The organism is Pseudomonas sp. JC1203, from assembly GCF_056175065.1.
The window spans coordinates 93,728-109,896 of record NZ_JBWCAM010000023.1; the positions used below are offsets into that span (position 1 = coordinate 93,728).

13 protein-coding genes are annotated in these 16,169 nt (G+C 66.5%); 8 read left to right on the forward strand and 5 right to left on the reverse strand.

Annotation, left to right across the window (positions count from 1 at the left end; all coding sequences use genetic code 11):
- Positions 1-120: 120 nt before the first annotated feature.
- On the reverse strand, positions 121-1,386 hold the full coding sequence (locus AC0SZ7_RS27365) for an MFS transporter (protein ID WP_475507323.1): 1,266 nt from the start codon (positions 1,384-1,386) through the stop codon (positions 121-123).
- Positions 1,387-1,696: 310 nt separating this feature from the next.
- On the opposite strand from AC0SZ7_RS27365, the gene AC0SZ7_RS27370 reads away from it, so the two are divergent.
- Together AC0SZ7_RS27370 and AC0SZ7_RS27375 are read left to right on the forward strand one after the other, a co-directional pair.
- Positions 1,697-2,497 (forward strand): AraC family transcriptional regulator, encoded by an 801-nt coding sequence (locus tag AC0SZ7_RS27370; RefSeq protein ID WP_475507299.1) that lies wholly within the window; start codon positions 1,697-1,699, stop codon positions 2,495-2,497.
- A 67-nt stretch (positions 2,498-2,564) separates the two neighbouring features.
- Positions 2,565-3,524, forward strand: coding sequence for a quinone oxidoreductase family protein (locus AC0SZ7_RS27375; RefSeq protein WP_475507300.1), 960 nt, complete (start codon positions 2,565-2,567; stop codon positions 3,522-3,524).
- Here AC0SZ7_RS27375 and AC0SZ7_RS27380 read toward each other — a convergent pair.
- The gene (locus tag AC0SZ7_RS27380) at positions 3,508-4,710 is read right to left on the reverse strand and encodes an MFS transporter (protein ID WP_475507301.1); all 1,203 of its coding nucleotides are present in this window, start codon (positions 4,708-4,710) and stop codon (positions 3,508-3,510) included. The two genes, AC0SZ7_RS27375 and AC0SZ7_RS27380, sit on opposite strands and share 17 nt — an antisense overlap.
- Before the next feature lie 294 nt (positions 4,711-5,004).
- On the opposite strand from AC0SZ7_RS27380, the gene AC0SZ7_RS27385 reads away from it, so the two are divergent.
- Positions 5,005-6,261, forward strand: a complete 1,257-nt coding sequence (locus tag AC0SZ7_RS27385; protein WP_475507302.1) for a gallate dioxygenase — start codon at positions 5,005-5,007, stop codon at positions 6,259-6,261.
- Here the strand turns inward: AC0SZ7_RS27385 and AC0SZ7_RS27390 are convergent.
- Positions 6,237-7,448, reverse strand: a complete 1,212-nt coding sequence (locus tag AC0SZ7_RS27390; protein ID WP_475507303.1) for a LysR family transcriptional regulator — start codon at positions 7,446-7,448, stop codon at positions 6,237-6,239. The two genes, AC0SZ7_RS27385 and AC0SZ7_RS27390, sit on opposite strands and share 25 nt — an antisense overlap.
- A gap of 106 nt (positions 7,449-7,554) precedes the next feature.
- On the opposite strand from AC0SZ7_RS27390, the gene galB reads away from it, so the two are divergent.
- The 5 genes from galB (at position 7,555) to AC0SZ7_RS27415 (ending at position 13,079) form a co-directional block, all read left to right on the forward strand.
- A complete protein-coding gene (galB, locus tag AC0SZ7_RS27395; protein WP_475507304.1) occupies positions 7,555-8,295 on the forward strand; it encodes a 4-oxalmesaconate hydratase in 741 nt (246 codons plus the stop codon).
- The gene (locus tag AC0SZ7_RS27400) at positions 8,292-9,005 is read left to right on the forward strand and encodes a 4-carboxy-4-hydroxy-2-oxoadipate aldolase/oxaloacetate decarboxylase (RefSeq protein WP_475507305.1); all 714 of its coding nucleotides are present in this window, start codon (positions 8,292-8,294) and stop codon (positions 9,003-9,005) included. Before galB ends, AC0SZ7_RS27400 begins: the two co-directional genes overlap by 4 nt.
- A 4-nt stretch (positions 9,006-9,009) precedes the next feature.
- Positions 9,010-10,068 (forward strand): 4-oxalomesaconate tautomerase, encoded by a 1,059-nt coding sequence (locus AC0SZ7_RS27405; RefSeq protein ID WP_475507306.1) that lies wholly within the window; start codon positions 9,010-9,012, stop codon positions 10,066-10,068.
- Positions 10,069-10,263: 195 nt separating this feature from the next.
- Entirely contained in the window at positions 10,264-11,922 is a 1,659-nt protein-coding gene (locus tag AC0SZ7_RS27410; RefSeq protein WP_475507307.1) for an MFS transporter, read from the forward strand.
- Entirely contained in the window at positions 11,919-13,079 is a 1,161-nt protein-coding gene (locus AC0SZ7_RS27415; RefSeq protein WP_475507308.1) for an HlyD family secretion protein, read from the forward strand. The genes AC0SZ7_RS27410 and AC0SZ7_RS27415 overlap by 4 nt, the downstream gene beginning before the upstream one ends.
- Positions 13,080-13,161: 82 nt before the next feature.
- On the opposite strand, the gene gudD is transcribed toward AC0SZ7_RS27415, so the two are convergent.
- Positions 13,162-14,496 (reverse strand): glucarate dehydratase, encoded by a 1,335-nt coding sequence (gudD, locus tag AC0SZ7_RS27420; protein ID WP_475507309.1) that lies wholly within the window; start codon positions 14,494-14,496, stop codon positions 13,162-13,164.
- 24 nt (positions 14,497-14,520) lie between these two features.
- Complete coding sequence (locus tag AC0SZ7_RS27425) at positions 14,521-15,882, reverse strand: MFS transporter (protein ID WP_475507310.1); 1,362 nt, start codon at positions 15,880-15,882, stop codon at positions 14,521-14,523.
- Between the last annotated feature and the right edge of the window lie 287 nt (positions 15,883-16,169).

The following is a 16,169-nucleotide window of genomic DNA, read 5'->3' on the forward strand; positions in this document are numbered from 1 at the left end:
CGCTTCCGCTATGGCGAGCCTGAGGAAGAGAAGCTGGTACCTATCGGCGTTTGGTAAACCGCAGAATGCCAGATCCTGCGCGGTGTGGTCTGACGCGGCCTGCGGCCGCTGCTACGGGGGTTAGACTTCCAGGCGTTTCACCTCACCCAGCAGGAACAGATACGCCAGCGCACCCGCCAGGGCCACCGCGCCGATGAACCACAGCGCACCGGTGAACGAGCCGCTGCTGGAGACGATGAAGCCGATCACCAGCGGGGTGATGATGCCGGCCATGCCGGTCACCAGGTTGAACACGCCGGCGGTCAGGCCGATGAGCTTTTTCGGGGCGATGTCGGAGATCACCGTCCAGCCCAGGCCGACCATGCCTTGGCCGAAGAAGGCGATGGACAGGATGGCGATCACCGCCTGGTCGCTTTCGACGAAGTTGGCCAGCACGATGCAGCTGGCCATCAGCAGGCCGGCGATGATCGGCAGCTTGCGGCCCAGGCTGGCGTTGCCGGTGCGCTGGATCAGGCGGTCGGAGAACCAGCCGCCCAGCATCACGCCGCAGCCGGCGGCAATGAACGGCAACACGGCGAAGAAGCCCATCTTCATCCAGCCCATGTGGCGCTCGGTGGACAGGTAGGTAGGGAACCAGGTCAGGAAGAATACCAAGGTGGCGTTGCCGGCGAACTGGCCCAGGCACGCGCCCCAGATCTGCCGGTAGCCCAGCAGCTTGCGCAGGCTGGCCCACGAGAACGGGGTTTTCTTCTGCTCTTTCGGCGCCAGGCCGCCACCGGCTTCGATGTAGTCCAGTTCTGCCTGGTTGACGCTGGTGCACTCGTGCGGCTCGCGGTAGCGCATTTTCCACACCAGCGCGAAGATCAGACCGATGACGCCGGTCAGCACGAACAGCGAGCGCCAGCCGTAATGGGCCAGCAGCATGAACAGCAGCGGGCTGAGGAAGGCCAGGCCGATGTATTCGCCGACGGTGTAGATGCTGGTGGCGCGGGCGCGCTCCTGCTGCGGGAACCAGGTGGCGACCACGCGGCTGTTGGTGGGGAAGCAGGTGGCTTCGCTCACGCCCAGCAGCAGGCGCAGGCCAATCAGCGAACCGAAGCCGTTCACCAGGCCGTGCAGCAGGGTGGTCAGCGACCAGGCGCTGGCGGCGACGAAGTAGGTCTTGCCGCTGCCGAAGCGGTCCAGCAGGGCGCCGCCAGGTACCTGGGCCAGCACGTAGCTCCAGGCGAAGGCGGAGAACATCACGCCCATCAGCGCCGGGTCGATGCCCAGTTCGCCGGTCATGGTCGGGGCGGCAATCCCCAGGATGCTGCGGTCCAGGTAGTTGATGATGGTACCGACCGCCAGCAGGGTCAAAATCACAAAGCGGGCACGGCTGGGGCGCACGGCAGAGGCAGCAGCGGAACGAGTCGCGGCGGCGATCGTCACTGCGCCCGAGTTGTTATCAGGCATGGGGTGATTCTCGTCTTTGTAGTTGTTGCCCGGCAGGCTATTGAAGCCGCTACCCAGGGTCAAGCCGAAATGTACGAACTGGTTCGATGATCGGTCGCTTAAACGCTCTGCGACGGGCTGTCGCACTATCTACCTGTAAAGGTTAAGAATTATTCATCTGCGCGGCTACCCGCCAAAGGGCTACTGGCCGCCGCCGGGGCAGATGGTTACCCTATGGGCCTAGTCTTTCTGCGTCAGCACCGCCATGGCCATCGCCACCCCGCCAGACCTCAGCAACACCGAAATACCCGTGCAGCCCTTGGCCCGTACCTACCCGCGCGGGCTGTTCGTAGAGCCCCACGAGCATGCGTGGGGGCAGCTGCTGTACGCGGTCAGCGGGGTGATGTGGGTGGAAACGCCGGCCGAGGCGCTGGTGGTGCCGCCGCAGCGCGCGGTATGGCTGCCGCCCGGCGTGCCCCATGGCATTCGCGTGGTGACCGACCTGCAGATGCGCAATATCTACCTGCGCCCGGCCATCGCCGCCACGCTCGACAGCCATGTGCAGGTGCTGGAGGTGGGCAGCCTGCTGCGCGAGCTGATCCTGACCCTGGTGGCCCATGAGGCGGAACGCCAGGGCGATTACTACCAGGCGCTGGCGCAACTGGCAGTGCTGGAGCTGCACAAGGCACGCCGCAGCGCCATGCGCGTGCCGCTGCCGGACTGCACCGACCGGCGGCTGATGAACCTGTGCCAGGCGGTGATGGCCCAGCCATCGCTGGACGTCTCTTTCGAGCAGCATGCCGCCAGCGCCGGTGCCAGCGTGCGCACCCTGGCGCGGCTGTTCCAGGCCAGCCTGGGCATGGGCTTCGCCGAATGGCGCCGCCAGGTGCAACTGGCCACGGCGGCGGCCGAGCTGATCCAGGGCGTGCCGGTGAGCACCATTGCCCGCACCATGGGCTATTCGCCCAGCAGCTTCAGCGACATGTTCAAGCGCGCCCTGGGTGTGGCGCCCTCCCAGTTCACCCCATCACGCGGGGTTCGGGAAACGTTATGGCCGGCAGGATGAAGCGCTTGACCGGTACCCCGGTCCCATCGGCCATAGACTGCCGGGCATCAACCCCAGGGAGTACCCCATGAAAGCGCTGCAATTCAACCGCACCGGTGATCTGGCCAACCTGAACGTCGTCCAACTGCCCAACCCGGTGCCCGTGCAGGGCCAGGTGCTGGTGCAGGTCAAGGCCGCCGGCCTGAACCCCAGCGACGTCAAGAACGTGCTCGGACGCTTCCCCTATACCACGCTGCCACGGGTGCCGGGCCGCGATTTCGCCGGCGTGGTCATCGAAGGCCCGCAGCACCTGCTGGGGCAGGACGTGTGGGGCACCGGCAGCGACCTGGGCTTCAAGCACGACGGCAGCCATGCCCAGTACCTGACCGTGCCCGCCGATGGCGTGGCACTCAAGCCCAAGGCCTTGAGCTTCACCCAGGCCGCCAGCCTGGGCGTGCCCTACACCACGGCGTGGGATGCGGTGGAGCGCAGCCAGGTTACCCAGGGCACGCGTTTCCTGGTGCTGGGTGCCAACGGCGCGGTAGGCACCGCCGCCATGGCCCTGGCCCGGGTGCGCGGCGCCCAGGTGCTGGCCGCCGTGCGCCGCCCGGAGCAGGCCAAGGCGCTGCAGGCGCAGGGTTATGAAGTGATTCTGCTGGACCAGGCCGAGACCCTGGCGGCCCAGGTGGAAGCGGTATTCCCCGGCGGCGCCGAGGTGATCTTCGACACCACCGGCTTCTGGCTGCCGGCCGCGGTCGGCGCGCTGGCCACCTTTGGCCGCATCGCCATCATCGCCGCGCCGGTCAACGGCCTGGTGGAATTCCCGGCGCTGGGCCTGTACCGCAAGGGTGGCGTGCTGGTGGGCGTCAACAGCCTGCTGTACAACTGCGCCGCCTGCGCACGCATGCTCGAACAGTTCGGCCAGCACTTCGACAACGGCACCCTGCCGTTGCCCGTGGACCTGCTGGAAGTGCCGCTGGCCGACGGCCTGGCGGCCTACGCCGACGTCAACGGCGGCAGCAGCCAGAAGGTCATTCTGCTGCCTTGAACCGGCTGTTCCACAGGAAGGCCAGCAGGCCTACCAGCGGAATCGCACACCCCACCTTGACGATCAACGCCCAGCCGCCTGCCTCGTACAGGCTGCTGGCGATGGCCGAGCCCACCGCGCCGCCGACGAAGATGCTGGTCACGTACAGCGCGTTCAGGCGGGCGCGGCTGCTGGCGTCCAGGCTGTAGATGATGCGCTGGCCCAGCACCATGTTCATCTGCACGGCGAAGTCCAGCAGCACCCCGGTCAGGGCCAGGGCAATTACGGCGTAACCGGGCAGCAGCAGGGCGGTGGTGAAGCTCAGCGGCGCCAGCACCATGGCCACCAGCGAGGCGCGACGGGTGTGGCCGGCATCGGCCAGGCGCCCGGCGATGGGTGCGGCTATGGCGCCGATGGCCCCCACCAGGGCGAAAATGGCGATCTGGCTCTGGCTCAGGCCGTGTACCCGCGACAACTCCAGTGGCACCGCAGTCCAGAACAGGCTGAAGGTGGCGAACATCATGCCCTGGTACAGCGAGCGCTGGCGCAACAGCCGATGGCGGCGCACCAGGGTGCCCAGCGAGGCCAGCAACTGGCCGTAGCTGGCGCTGTGGTCGGGCTGGCGGTGGGGGATGGTGCGGGCCATCACCAGGGTGATCGCCACCATCACCACGGCGGCGACGTAGAACACCGCGCGCCAGCCGAAGTGGTCGGCGATCACGCTGGACAGCGGCCGGGCCAGCAATATGCCCACCAGCAAGCCACCCATGATGCTGCCCACCACGCGGCCGCGCGAGCTTTCGTCGGCCATGTGCGCGGCCAGCGGAATCAGCATTTGCACCGACACCGAACTGAAGCCGATCAGCAGCGACACCACCAGGAATACACCGGGCTGCTGGCTCAGCGCCGCGCCGATCAGGCTGAGCGTGGCGAGCAGGGTGGTGGCGAGCATCAGCTTGCGGTTTTCCAGCAGGTCGGCCAGCGGCACCAGGAAGAAGATGCCGGCGGCGTAGCCGATCTGCGTCAGCGACACGATCAGGCTGGCGCCGTGGGCCGACAGGCCGATGTCCGGGGCGATCAGCTCGATGATCGGCTGGGCGTAGTAGATATTGGCGACGATGGCGCCACAGCAGAACGCAAACAGCGCCACCATGGCGCGGGTCATGGTGGGGTGCTGCATGTGCACGGGCTCGGTGAGGCTGGTCATGGGGCGGGGCTCTGTCAGATGGCGTAGACGCTGCTGTTTGTGGGAGCTGGCTTGCCAGCGAGTTGTTGGGGCCATAAAAACTCGCTGGCAAGCCAGCTCCCACAAAACGAATTTGCGTGCCAAGGCTAAGCCTATGGGGAGCCGCAGGCCAGAGCGTTCGCGTTAATAGTTACCATGCGCGCAGGCGATAAATAAAAACGACCCCTCTATAACCATTACACAGACGACGCTGGCCAAGGCCTGGGGTAGCCTGCCTCATCACAATAATTTCATTTCCAGCGAGCAGAGGTTTGCATGGCGCGCATTATTGGCGGTCTCGCCGTTTCCCACACGCCTACCATCGGTTTTGCCGTGGACAACAACAAGCAGGAAGAGGCTGCGTGGGCGCCGATCTTCAAGGACTTCGAGCCGATCAAGGCCTGGCTCGAAGAGAAGCAGCCCGACGTGCTGTTCTACATTTTCAATGACCATGTGACCTCGTTCTTCTTCGACCACTACTCGGCCTTCTGCCTGGGCGTGGACGAGCGCTACGAAGTGGCCGACGAGGGCGGTGGCAAGCGCGCCATCCCGGCCATCGGTGGCCACGCCGAGCTGTCGCGGCACATCGGCCGCAGCCTGATGGCAGATGAGTTCGACATGTCGTTCTTCCGCGACAAGCCCGTGGACCACGGCCTGTTCTCGCCCATGTCGGCGTTGCTGCCGTTCGACACCGAGTGGCCGGTGCAAGTGGTGCCGCTGCACGTGGGCGTGCTGCAGTTCCCTATCCCCAGCGCCAAGCGCTGCTACAAGCTGGGCCAGGCCCTGCGCCGCGCCATCGAAAGCTTCCCCGAGGACATCAAGGTCGCCGTGGTGGCCACCGGCGGCGTGTCGCACCAGGTGCACGGCGAGCGCTGCGGCTTCAACAACCCGGAGTGGGACGCGCAATTCCTCGACCTGCTGGTGAACGACCCGCAGCGCCTCACCGACATCACCCTGGCCGAGTATGCCGAGCTGGGCGGCATGGAAGGCTCGGAAGTGATTACCTGGCTGATCATGCGCGGCGCGCTGTCGGCCAACGTCATCAAGCGCCACCAGGGCTACTACCTGCCCTCGATGACCGGCATCGCCACCCTGGTATTGGAAAACCAGGCCCGCGACGTACCGGTGGACGTGCTGGCGCGCCACCGCGAGCACATCGACCATCAGCTCAAGGGCGTGGAAAACCTGCCCGGCACCTACCCCTTCACCCTGGAGCGCAGCCACAAGGGCTACCGCCTCAACCGCTTCCTGCACGAGCTGATCGTGCCGGCCTTCCGCGAACGCTTCCTGGCTGACCCCGAGGCGCTGTTCGAAGAGGCGCAGCTGAGCGAGGAAGAGCGTGAGCTGGTGCGCCGCCGCGACTGGCTGGGGCTGCTGCAATACGGCGTGATCTTCTTCCTGCTGGAGAAGCTGGGCGCGGTGGTGGGGGTGTCCAACCTGCACATCTACGCAGCCTTCCGTGGCCTGTCGCTGGAAGACTTCCAGAAGACCCGCAACCAGCAGGTCCTTTACTCGGTGGCAGGCAAGCGCTGAGCCACCTCGGCGCGAATCTGCTCCATCAACGCCTGGGCCGCCGGCGCATGCAGGCCGGCGCTGCGGTAGGTGAGGCCGATGGGCCGCGCGGTCAGCGGCAACTCAAGGTTCAGCGGCTGCAGCTCGCCGCTGTCGATCTCGTGGCCCAACTGGTGGGCTGACACCGCGGCGATCATGTCCGAGCCCAGTAACAGGCCCCGGATGATCGCCAGGTCAGCGCTTTCCACCACCGGCAGCGGCGCGTCGAAGCCCCAGGCGGCGAACTGGTTGTTCAGCAGCCCGCGTGCCGGGCTGCCGGCGCGTGGCAGCACCCAGCGCATGCTCTGCAGGTCGGCCGGGCCGATGGCCTTGCCTTGCAGCGGGTGATCGCGGCGGGCCAACAGCACCATGGCCTCGGTCAGCAGCGCCTCGCCGTGCAGGTCGCTGGCGAAGTCTGCCGGGCGCAGGGCGCCGAAGACAAAATCCACATCCCCCGCACGCAACTCCGACGCCAGCAGCTCGAACGGGCTTTCATTGGTGGCCACGCGCACGCCCGGGTGCTGGGCCGTGAGCGCGACGATGGCGGCCGGCAGCAGGCGGTTGCGGCCCAGGGGCAGGGCGCCGACGTTGACCGTGCCCTGCAGCGAACCGCGCAGGGCGGCCAGGTCGGCGTCGATGTGGCGCAGCTCGTTCAGGGCCCGGCGCAGCGGCGCGAGGATCTCGCTGGCGGCGCGGGTGGGTTGCAGCCCGCGGGACGAGCGTTCGAACAGCAGGCAGCCGCTGCCGCCTTCCAGCACCTTCAGCGCCGCGCTGACCGCCGGCTGGGTCAGGCCGTAGAGGCTGGCCACGGTCTGCATGTGGCGGGTCTGGCACAGCGCGATGAACAGCTCCAGGCGGCGCGCGTTCAGCAGGTACAGCGGCTCGGCGGCATGGCCGGCGACGTTGCCCAGCAGCGCCGGCACGCTCTCCAGTTCTGCCAGGGTACGCCGCGCGCGGGCCAGCACGCGCTTGCCCTGGTCGGTCAGCAGCATGCCGCTGGCGTGGCGCTCGAACAGCGGCACGTCCAGGCGCACCTCAAGGTCGCGGATGGCCCGGGTGACCACCGACTGGGCGCGGTACATGAGCGTGGATGCGCGGGAAATGCTGCCATGTTCGGCCACGCGCACAAAGGCGCGGACCTGTAGCAGGTTGGGCAGTTCATCGACCATGGCGCAGGTCCCGATAAATAAAAAGTATACCTAGCCTAACTGAAGGCAATGTTCCGCGCCAAGGCTGCGTGACAGGATGAAGCCATTCCCAACACAGGAGCCCGCCATGTCTGCCAATACCAACAAGACCGCCCTGGTGGTCAGTGCCCACTCTGCCGACTTCGTCTGGCGCGCCGGTGGCGCCATTGCCCTGCACGCCAAGCAGGGCTACGCCGTGCACATCGTCTGCCTGTCGTTCGGCGAGCGTGGCGAGTCAGCGAAAATGTGGCGCAAGGGCCCGGGCATGACCGAGGAAATCGTCAAGGCCGGCCGCCGCCAGGAAGCCGAGGCTGCCGCCGAAGTGCTGGGCGCCACCGTCGAATTCTTCGACATCGGCGACTACCCGATGCGCGCCGACACCGACACCCTGTTCCGCCTGGCCGACGTGTTCCGCCGCGTGCAGCCGGAGTTCGTGCTCAGCCACTCGCTCAAAGACCCCTACAACTACGACCACCCGCTGGCCACCCACCTGGCCCAGGAAGCGCGCATCATCGCCCAGGCCGAAGGCTACAAGCCGGGCGAGAAAATCGTCGGTGCACCGCCGGTGTACAGCTTCGAGCCGCACCAGCCCGAGCAGTGCGAGTGGAAGCCCGACGTGCTGCTGGACATCACCGAGGTGTGGGACCAGAAGTACGCCGCCATCCAGTGCATGGCCGGCCAGGAACACCTGTGGGAGTACTACACTCGCGTAGCCCTGCAACGCGGCGTGCAAGCCAAGCGCAACATCGGCATCACCGCCAAGAAAGACATCATCTACGGCGAGGGCTACCAGAGCATCTTCCCTCGCGTAACGGAGAACCTGGGATGAGCCTCGCAGGAAAGACTGGCGTCGTAGTGCGCAATATCCAACGCGCCGACAGCGCCCTGATCGACGAACTGCGTCAATACGGCGTGGCCACCGTGCACGAGGCCCAGGGCCGCAAGGGCCTGCTGGCGCCGTTCATGCGCCCCATCCAGCAAGGCGTGGCCATCAGCGGCTCGGCAGTGACCGTGCTGGTGGCGCCGGGCGACAACTGGATGTTCCACGTCGCCGTGGAGCAGTGCAAGGCCGGTGATATCCTGGTGGTGGCACCCAGCTCGCCCTGCACCGACGGTTACTTCGGCGACCTGTTGGCCACCTCGCTGCAGGCCCGCGGCGTGCGCGGCCTGATCCTGGAAGCCGGCGTGCGCGACACCCACACTTTGCGTGAAATGGGCTTCCACGTGTGGTCCAGGGCCGTGCACGCCCAGGGCACCATCAAGGAAACCCTGGGTTCGGTGAACATCCCGGTAATCTGCGCCGGCCAGCTGGTAGAGCCGGGCGACGTGGTGCTGGCCGACGATGACGGCGTGGTGGTGGTGCGCCGCGCCGAACTGCCGGCGGTGGTCGAGGCCGCCCGCAAGCGCGCCGACCTGGAAGAGGCCAAGCGCCTGCGCCTGGCCAGCGGCGAGTTGGGCCTGGACATCTACAACATGCGCCCACGCCTGGCCGAGAAGGGCCTGCGCTACGTGGACGACGCCAGCGAACTGGAGGACTGACACCGTGGCCCAGCGTCGAATTCCGTGCCTGATGATCCGCGGCGGTACCTCCAAGGGTGCCTACTTCCTGGCCAGCGACCTGCCCGCCGACAGCGCCGCCCGCGACCGCCTGCTGCTGGCGGCCATGGGCTCGCCCGACGCCCGGCAGATCGACGGCATCGGCGGCGGCGACTCGCTGACCAGCAAGGTGGCCATCATCAAGCCTTCGACGCGCCCCGGCGTGGACGTCGACTACCTGTTTGCCCAGGTGGTGGTGGATGAACCGCGGGTGGACTACGGCCAGAACTGCGGCAACATCCTCGCCGGGGTCGGCCCCTTTGCCCTGGAACGCGGCCTGGTCAAGGCCAGCGGCGACGTGACGGCGGTGCGCATCTTCATGGAGAACACCGGCCAGACCGCCACCGCCCAGGTGCAGACCCCGGGCGGCGAGGTGGCCTACGCCGGTGCTACCCGTATCGACGGCGTGCCGGGCACTTCGGCGGCCATTGTCATCGACTTCGACGACATTGCCGGTTCCAGCTGTGGTGCGCTGTTTCCTACCGGCAATGTCGTCGACACCTTCGACGGCGTGGCGGTGACTTGTATCGACAACGGCATGCCGGTGGTGCTGATCCGCGCCGCCGACCTGGGCCGCACGGGTTACGAAAGCCGCGCCGAACTGGACGCCGACACTGAACTGAAGGCGCGCCTGGAGTCCATCCGCCTGCAGGCCGGCCCAGCCATGAACCTGGGCGACGTCAGCGCGCGCACCGTGCCGAAAATGTGCCTGGTGGCGGCGCCGCAACAGGGTGGGGCCATCAGTAGCCGCAGTTTCATCCCGCACAAGTGCCACGCTTCCATCGGCGTGTTCGGCGCGGTCAGCGTCGCCACCGCCTGCCTGTACCCGGGGTCGGTGGCCGATGGCCTTGGCGTGGTGCCCGCTGGCGCCCACAAGCGCCTGGCGGTGGAACACCCCACCGGCGAGTTCACCGTGGCGGTGCACACCGACAACGGCCAGGTCATCAGTTGCGGCCTGGTGCGTACGGCGCGGTTGCTGTTCGATGGCAAGGTGTGTATCGGCTGACCCCGTAGCCGCTGCCGCCAGGCTGCGCTGGCCCTAAGTCTCGCTGGAGATCTTCAGCGTACTCCGGGGCCAGCGCAGCCTTACGGCAGCGGCTACGGATTTGCATCGTGAGCCTGCGAACTGGCGCAACGCGTTGCAGTCGGATTTACTGGTACCCTCATAGGGTCAACGTTTTTCCGACTCCAACAGGTGCCAATGGACCGTTACGCCCCTCACCAATGGCTGCCCCACGAAAAGCCGACGTTGCCTGGTTCACCGTCGACGCCGCTGCATTCCACGCCCAAGCGCCTGGCCTTTGCCGCGGTGGGGCTGCTGGTGGCCATCACCGGTGGCCTGGGCAACGCACTGGTCACCGCCAACCTGCAATTCCTGCAGGGCGCGCTGGGCGCCACCCAGGCGGAAATGGCCTGGCTGCCGGCCGCCTACGTCATGACCAATATTTCCATGAACCTGGTGCTGGTGAAGTTTCGCCAGCAGTTCGGCCTGCGGGCGTTCACCGAGGGTTTCCTGGTGCTGTACGCCCTGGTCACCTTCGCCCACCTGTTCGTCAACGACCTGGGCTCGGCCGTCGCCGTGCGCGCCGCCCACGGCATGGTGGGCGCGGCGCTGAGTTCCCTGGGCCTGTATTACATGACCCAGGCGTTCCCGGCAAAATGGCGGCTGAAGGCCCTGGTGCTGGGGTTGGGCGCCTCGCAGTTGGCGCTGCCCCTGGCGCGGGTGTTCTCCGAAGACCTGCTGCAGATCGCTGAATGGCGCGGCCTGTACCTGTTCGAGCTGGGGCTGGCGCTGACCGCCCTGGGTTGCGTGTTCATGCTCAAGCTGCCCCCCGGCGACCGTTTCAAGACCTTCGAGCCGCTGGACTTCCTCACCTTCGGCATCCTCGCCACCGGCTTCGCCCTGCTGTGCGCGGTGCTGTCGCTGGGGCGCATCGACTGGTGGCTGTCGGCGCCCTGGATCGGCTGGGCGTCGGCGGCGTCGATCACCCTGATCTTCACCGGCCTTGCCATCGAACATAACCGCAGCAACCCCATGCTCATGACCCGCTGGCTGGGCAGCGGGGTGGCCATCCGCCTGGCGCTCAGCGTGATCCTGATCCGCATGGTGGCTTCCGAGCAATCCACCGGCGCGGTGGGCTTCCTGCAAGCGTTGAACATGAGCCAGGAACAGATGCGCAGCCTGTATTTCGTGATGCTGGTGGGCGCGGTGTCGGGGTTGGTGGTAAGCGCCTGGACCATCCGCCCCGAGCACCTGTTCATGCCGCTGATCGTGTCCCTGGCGCTGATGGCCACCGGCTCCTACATGGACTCGTTCTCCAACAACCTCACGCGGCCCTGGAACATGTACTTCAGCCAGTTCCTGCTGGCCTTCGGCGGCACCTTCTTCGTCGGCCCGACCATGGCCCTGGGCACCCGCAACGTCATCACCAACCCGCGCAACCTGATCAGCTTCTCGGTGCTGTTCGGTATCTGCAATAACCTCGGCAGCCTGATCGGCGCGGCGCTGCTGGGCACCTACCAGATCGTGCGGGAAAAATTCCATTCCAGCGTCATCGTCGAACAGCTCACCCTGTTGGACCCACGGGTTGTCGCGCGGGTGCAGAGCGGGGCGGCCAGCTATGCTTCCACCGTGGCCGACCCATCGCTGCGCACCAACCTGGGTTACCGCGCGCTGTCCACCGTGGCCACCCGGGAAGCCAACATCCTGGCCTACAACGACGTGTTCATGTTCATCGCCGGCGTCGCGGTGCTGACCATGCTCTGGATATTCATCCGCAGCCTGTGGCTGCTCACCACCACCCAGGCGGCCCCACCGGCGCCGCCTCCCGTACCTGCCAGCGGCGCTCCCCATTCATGACCGAACCGACCACCACGACCACCAACGCCATCGCCTCCACCCCTGAGGGCGTAGCCCCGGCCGCCACGGCGCCGCGCTCGCTGCGGGTGCGGGTCATTTCCTCGCTGATGTTCGCCAGCATCGCCATCGTCGGCGTGCTGATCGTGCTGTACGCTTGGGAGTTGCCGCCGTTCAGCAGCAAGATCGAGAGCACCGAGGACGCCTTGGTGCGCGGCCAGACCACCATCATCGGCCCGCAACTGAGCGGCTACGTGTTCGAGGTGCCGGTGCAGGACTTCCAGTTCGTCAAGGCCGGCGACCTGCTGGTGCGCCTCGACGACCGTATCTACAAGCAGAAGGTCGACCAGTCCCTGGCGCAACTGGACCAGGCCAAGGCCTCCCTGGCCAACAACCTGCAACAGAGGCGCAGCGCCGAAGCCACCATCCTGCAGCGCCAGGCCGCCATCGGCGACAGCGACGCCCAGGCGCGCAAGAGCGCCGCCGACCTGCGCCGCAACCAGGACCTGGTCAGCGACGGCTCGGTGTCGAAAAGCGAGCTGGACGTGACCCGCGCCGCCAATGCCGCCGCCATCGCCGCCCTGGCCCAGGCGAAGGCTGCGCTGGAAATCTCGAAACAGGACCTGCAGACCGTCATCGTCAACCGCGCCTCCCTGGAAGCCGCCGTCAGCAGCGCCGAAGCCGCGGTGGAACTGGCGCGCATCGACTACGCCAACACCCGCGTCACCGCCCCGCGCGACGGCCAGCTGGGGCAGATCAGCGTGCGCCTGGGCGCCTACGTCAGCTCCGGCGCGCAACTGATGGCGCTGGTGCCCGACACCCTGTGGGTCATCGCCAACATGAAGGAAACCCAGATGGCCAACGTGCGCGTCGGCCAACCCGCCACCTTCACTGTCGACGCCCTCAACCACCTGCGCCTGCGCGGCCACGTACAACGTATCTCGCCGGCCACCGGCTCGGAATTCAGCCTGCTGCAGGCCGACAACGCCACCGGCAACTTCGTCAAGATCGCCCAGCGCATCCCGGTGCGCATCACCGTCGACACCGACCAGCCGGAGGCGCAACGCCTGCGGCCGGGGATGTCGGTGGTGGTGAGTATCGATACCGGGTATGTGGTGGAGGGGGAGCGTGGGGTGGCGGGGCAGGGGGTGGAGGATTGAGGGGGGACGGACGCGGCCTTCGGCCGCTGCTACAGAAGGCTTGTAGCAGCGGCCGCCAGGCTGCGTCCGGGGCATTGCGCTATCAGCGCACCATGCACGGCTTCTTGTTATCGAACTTCCAGCCTGGAATCAGGAACTGCATGGCCACGCTGTCGTCGCGGGCGCCCAGGCCCATGCCTTTGTAGAGCTCGTGGGCCTTGGCCACGGCGTCCATGTCGATGTCCACGCCCAGGCCCGGCTTGGCCGGTACCTTGACGAAGCCGCCTTCGATTTTCAGCGGTTCCCTGGTCAGGCGCTGGCCGTCCTGCCAGATCCAGTGGGTGTCGATGGCGGTGATGTCGCCGGGGGCGGCGGCGGCCACCTGGGTGAACATGGCCAGGGAAATGTCGAAGTGGTTGTTGGAGTGCGAGCCCCAGGTCAGGCCCCATTCGTTGCACATCTGCGCCACGCGCACCGAGCCCTGCATGGTCCAGAAGTGCGGGTCTGCCAGGGGGATGTCCACCGATTGCAGCTGGATGGCGTGGCCCATTTCGCGCCAGTCGGTGGCGATCATGTTGGTGGCGGTGGGCAGGCCGGTGGCGCGGCGGAATTCGGCCATTACCTCACGGCCCGAGTAACCGTTTTCGGCGCCGCACGGGTCTTCGGCGTAGGCCAGTACCTTGTGCTGGTCGCGGCACAGGGCAATGGCTTCCTTCAGCGACCAGGCGCCGTTGGGGTCAAGGGTGATGCGCGCGTCGGGGAAGCGCTCGGCCAGGGCGGTGACGGCTTCGATTTCTTCGGCGCCGCGCAGCACGCCGCCCTTGAGCTTGAAGTCGTTGAAGCCGTACTTGGCCTTGGCGGCCTCGGCCAGGCGCACCACGGCCTCGGGGGTCATGGCGGTTTCGTGACGCAGGCGGCTCCACTCGTCGCTGGCGTCGGGCTCGCTGCGGTAGGCCAGGCTGGTGGCGCTGCGGTCGCCGACGTAGAACAGGTAGCCGAGCATTTTCACCGCGTCGCGCTGCTGGCCTTCACCCAGCAGGGCGGCCACCGGCACTTCCAGAAACTGGCCCAGCAGGTCGAGCAGGGCGGCTTCCATGGCTGTTACGGCGTGGATGGTGATGCGCAGGTCGAAGGTCTGCAGGCCACGGCCGGCGGCGTCACGGGCGGCAAAGGTGGTGCGCATCTGGTTGAGCACGCGCTGGTACTGGCCGATGGGCTGGCCCACCACCAGGCTGCGGGCGTCTTCCAGGGTTTCGCGAATGCGCTCGCCGCCGGGTACTTCGCCCACACCGGTGTTGCCGCTGCTGTCGGTGAGAATCACGATGTTGCGGGTGAAGTACGGGCCGTGGGCGCCGCTGAGGTTCATCAGCATGCTGTCGTGGCCGGCCACGGGGATCACTTGCAGTTGGGTGACGACGGGGGTGCGTTGGGTGCTCATGTCGGGTTCCTGTGTGCTTGGGAATCAGTGGGCCTTGCCCAGCGCGGTGCCATGCAGCGGCGCGCTCGGGGTGGCGGTCGGGGCTTTGGGCTGGGTGCGGGCGAAGAACACCAGCACTGCGGCCAGGATCGAGGTGGCCGTCAGGCCATACAGGCCACCCTGGATCGAGCCGGTGCTCTGTTCCAGCAGGCCGAAGGTGGCCGGGGCGACGAAGCCGCCCAGGTTGCCCAGGGAGTTGATCAGCGCGATGACCGCGGCGGCGATGCGCACGTCCAGGTACGCCTGGGGAATGGGCCAGAACAGCGACGAGGCAGACTTGAAGCCGATGGCCGCAAAGCACACCGCGACGAAGGCAAACACCGGCCCGCCGGTGGTGGACAGGAACATGCCGGCGGCGGCGATCAGCAGCGCGGTGGCGACCCAGGCCTGCTGGAAGCGGAATTTGCCCGACAGCGCGGCGAAGCCGTACATGGCAATGATCGAGATCAGCCAGGGAATGGAGTTGAAGAAGCCCACCTGCAGGTCGCTGAGGTCACCCATTTTCTTGATGATGCTGGGCAGCCAGAAGGTGGCGGCATAGATGGTCAGCTGGATACAGAAGTACAGCACGCAGAAGATCAGGATCTGGCCGTCCTTGAGCAGCTTGCCCAGGGTGGGCTTGACGGTCTGCAGGGCCTCGCGGTCTTTCTGTTCCTGGTCGATGGCGGCCACCAGGCTGTCCTGCTCTTCGCGGCTCAGCCACTTGGCGTCGTGGGGCTTGGAGTCGAGCCAGAACCACACGACGAAGCCCAGCAGCACCGAGACCATGCCTTCGATGGCGAACATCCACTGCCAGCCGTGCAGGCCCAGGCCGTCCAGTTGCAGCAGCGCACCCGACAGCGGGCCGGAGATCAACGAGGCTGCGGCCGAACCGCTGAGGAAGATGGCGATGGCCTTGCCGCGCTCGGCGCCGGGCAGCCAGCGGGTGAAGTAATACAGCACGCCGGGGAAGAAGCCGGCTTCGGCCACGCCCAGCAACACCCGCAGGATGTAGAACTGGGCTTCGTTCTGCACGAAGGCCATCATCGTGGCGACGATGCCCCAGGTGAACATGATGCGCGTCAGCCAGACGCGGGCGCCGACCTTCTGCAGCAAAATGTTGGAGGGCACTTCGAACAACGCGTAGCCGATGAAGAACAACCCGGCGCCCAGGCCATAGGCCGCGGCACCGATGCCCAGGTCGTGCTCCATGTGCGTGCGCACGAAGCCGATGTTGACCCGGTCGATGTAGTTGACGATGAACATCAGGACGAAGAGTGGGAGCACGTGGCTCTTCACTTTGGCGACGGTGCGCGCCAGTAGCGGATCGCCGTCGACGACGGCAGAGGACTGCGTTGAATTGCTCACAATTCAAAATCTCCCACTGATTATTTTTATGCGGGTAGGTGGCAGGGTGTCCCCTGTTGACAGTCATCGTACAAGTAGGATGAGGTAGAAGCAATGGATTCTACGGAATGTGTTGATCTAGATGGGCGCTAAACGCAAACCTTCAGGCATAAGAGCTAGCTGTAGGAGCGGGCCGTGCCCGCGAACCAGGCGCTGCGGTGTGTCAGGCCGTGAGCGGTGGAGGCTTCGCGGACACGGTCCGCTCCTACAGGAAAAGTGAAGTTGTCATACAAGATGGTCGGTGGTGT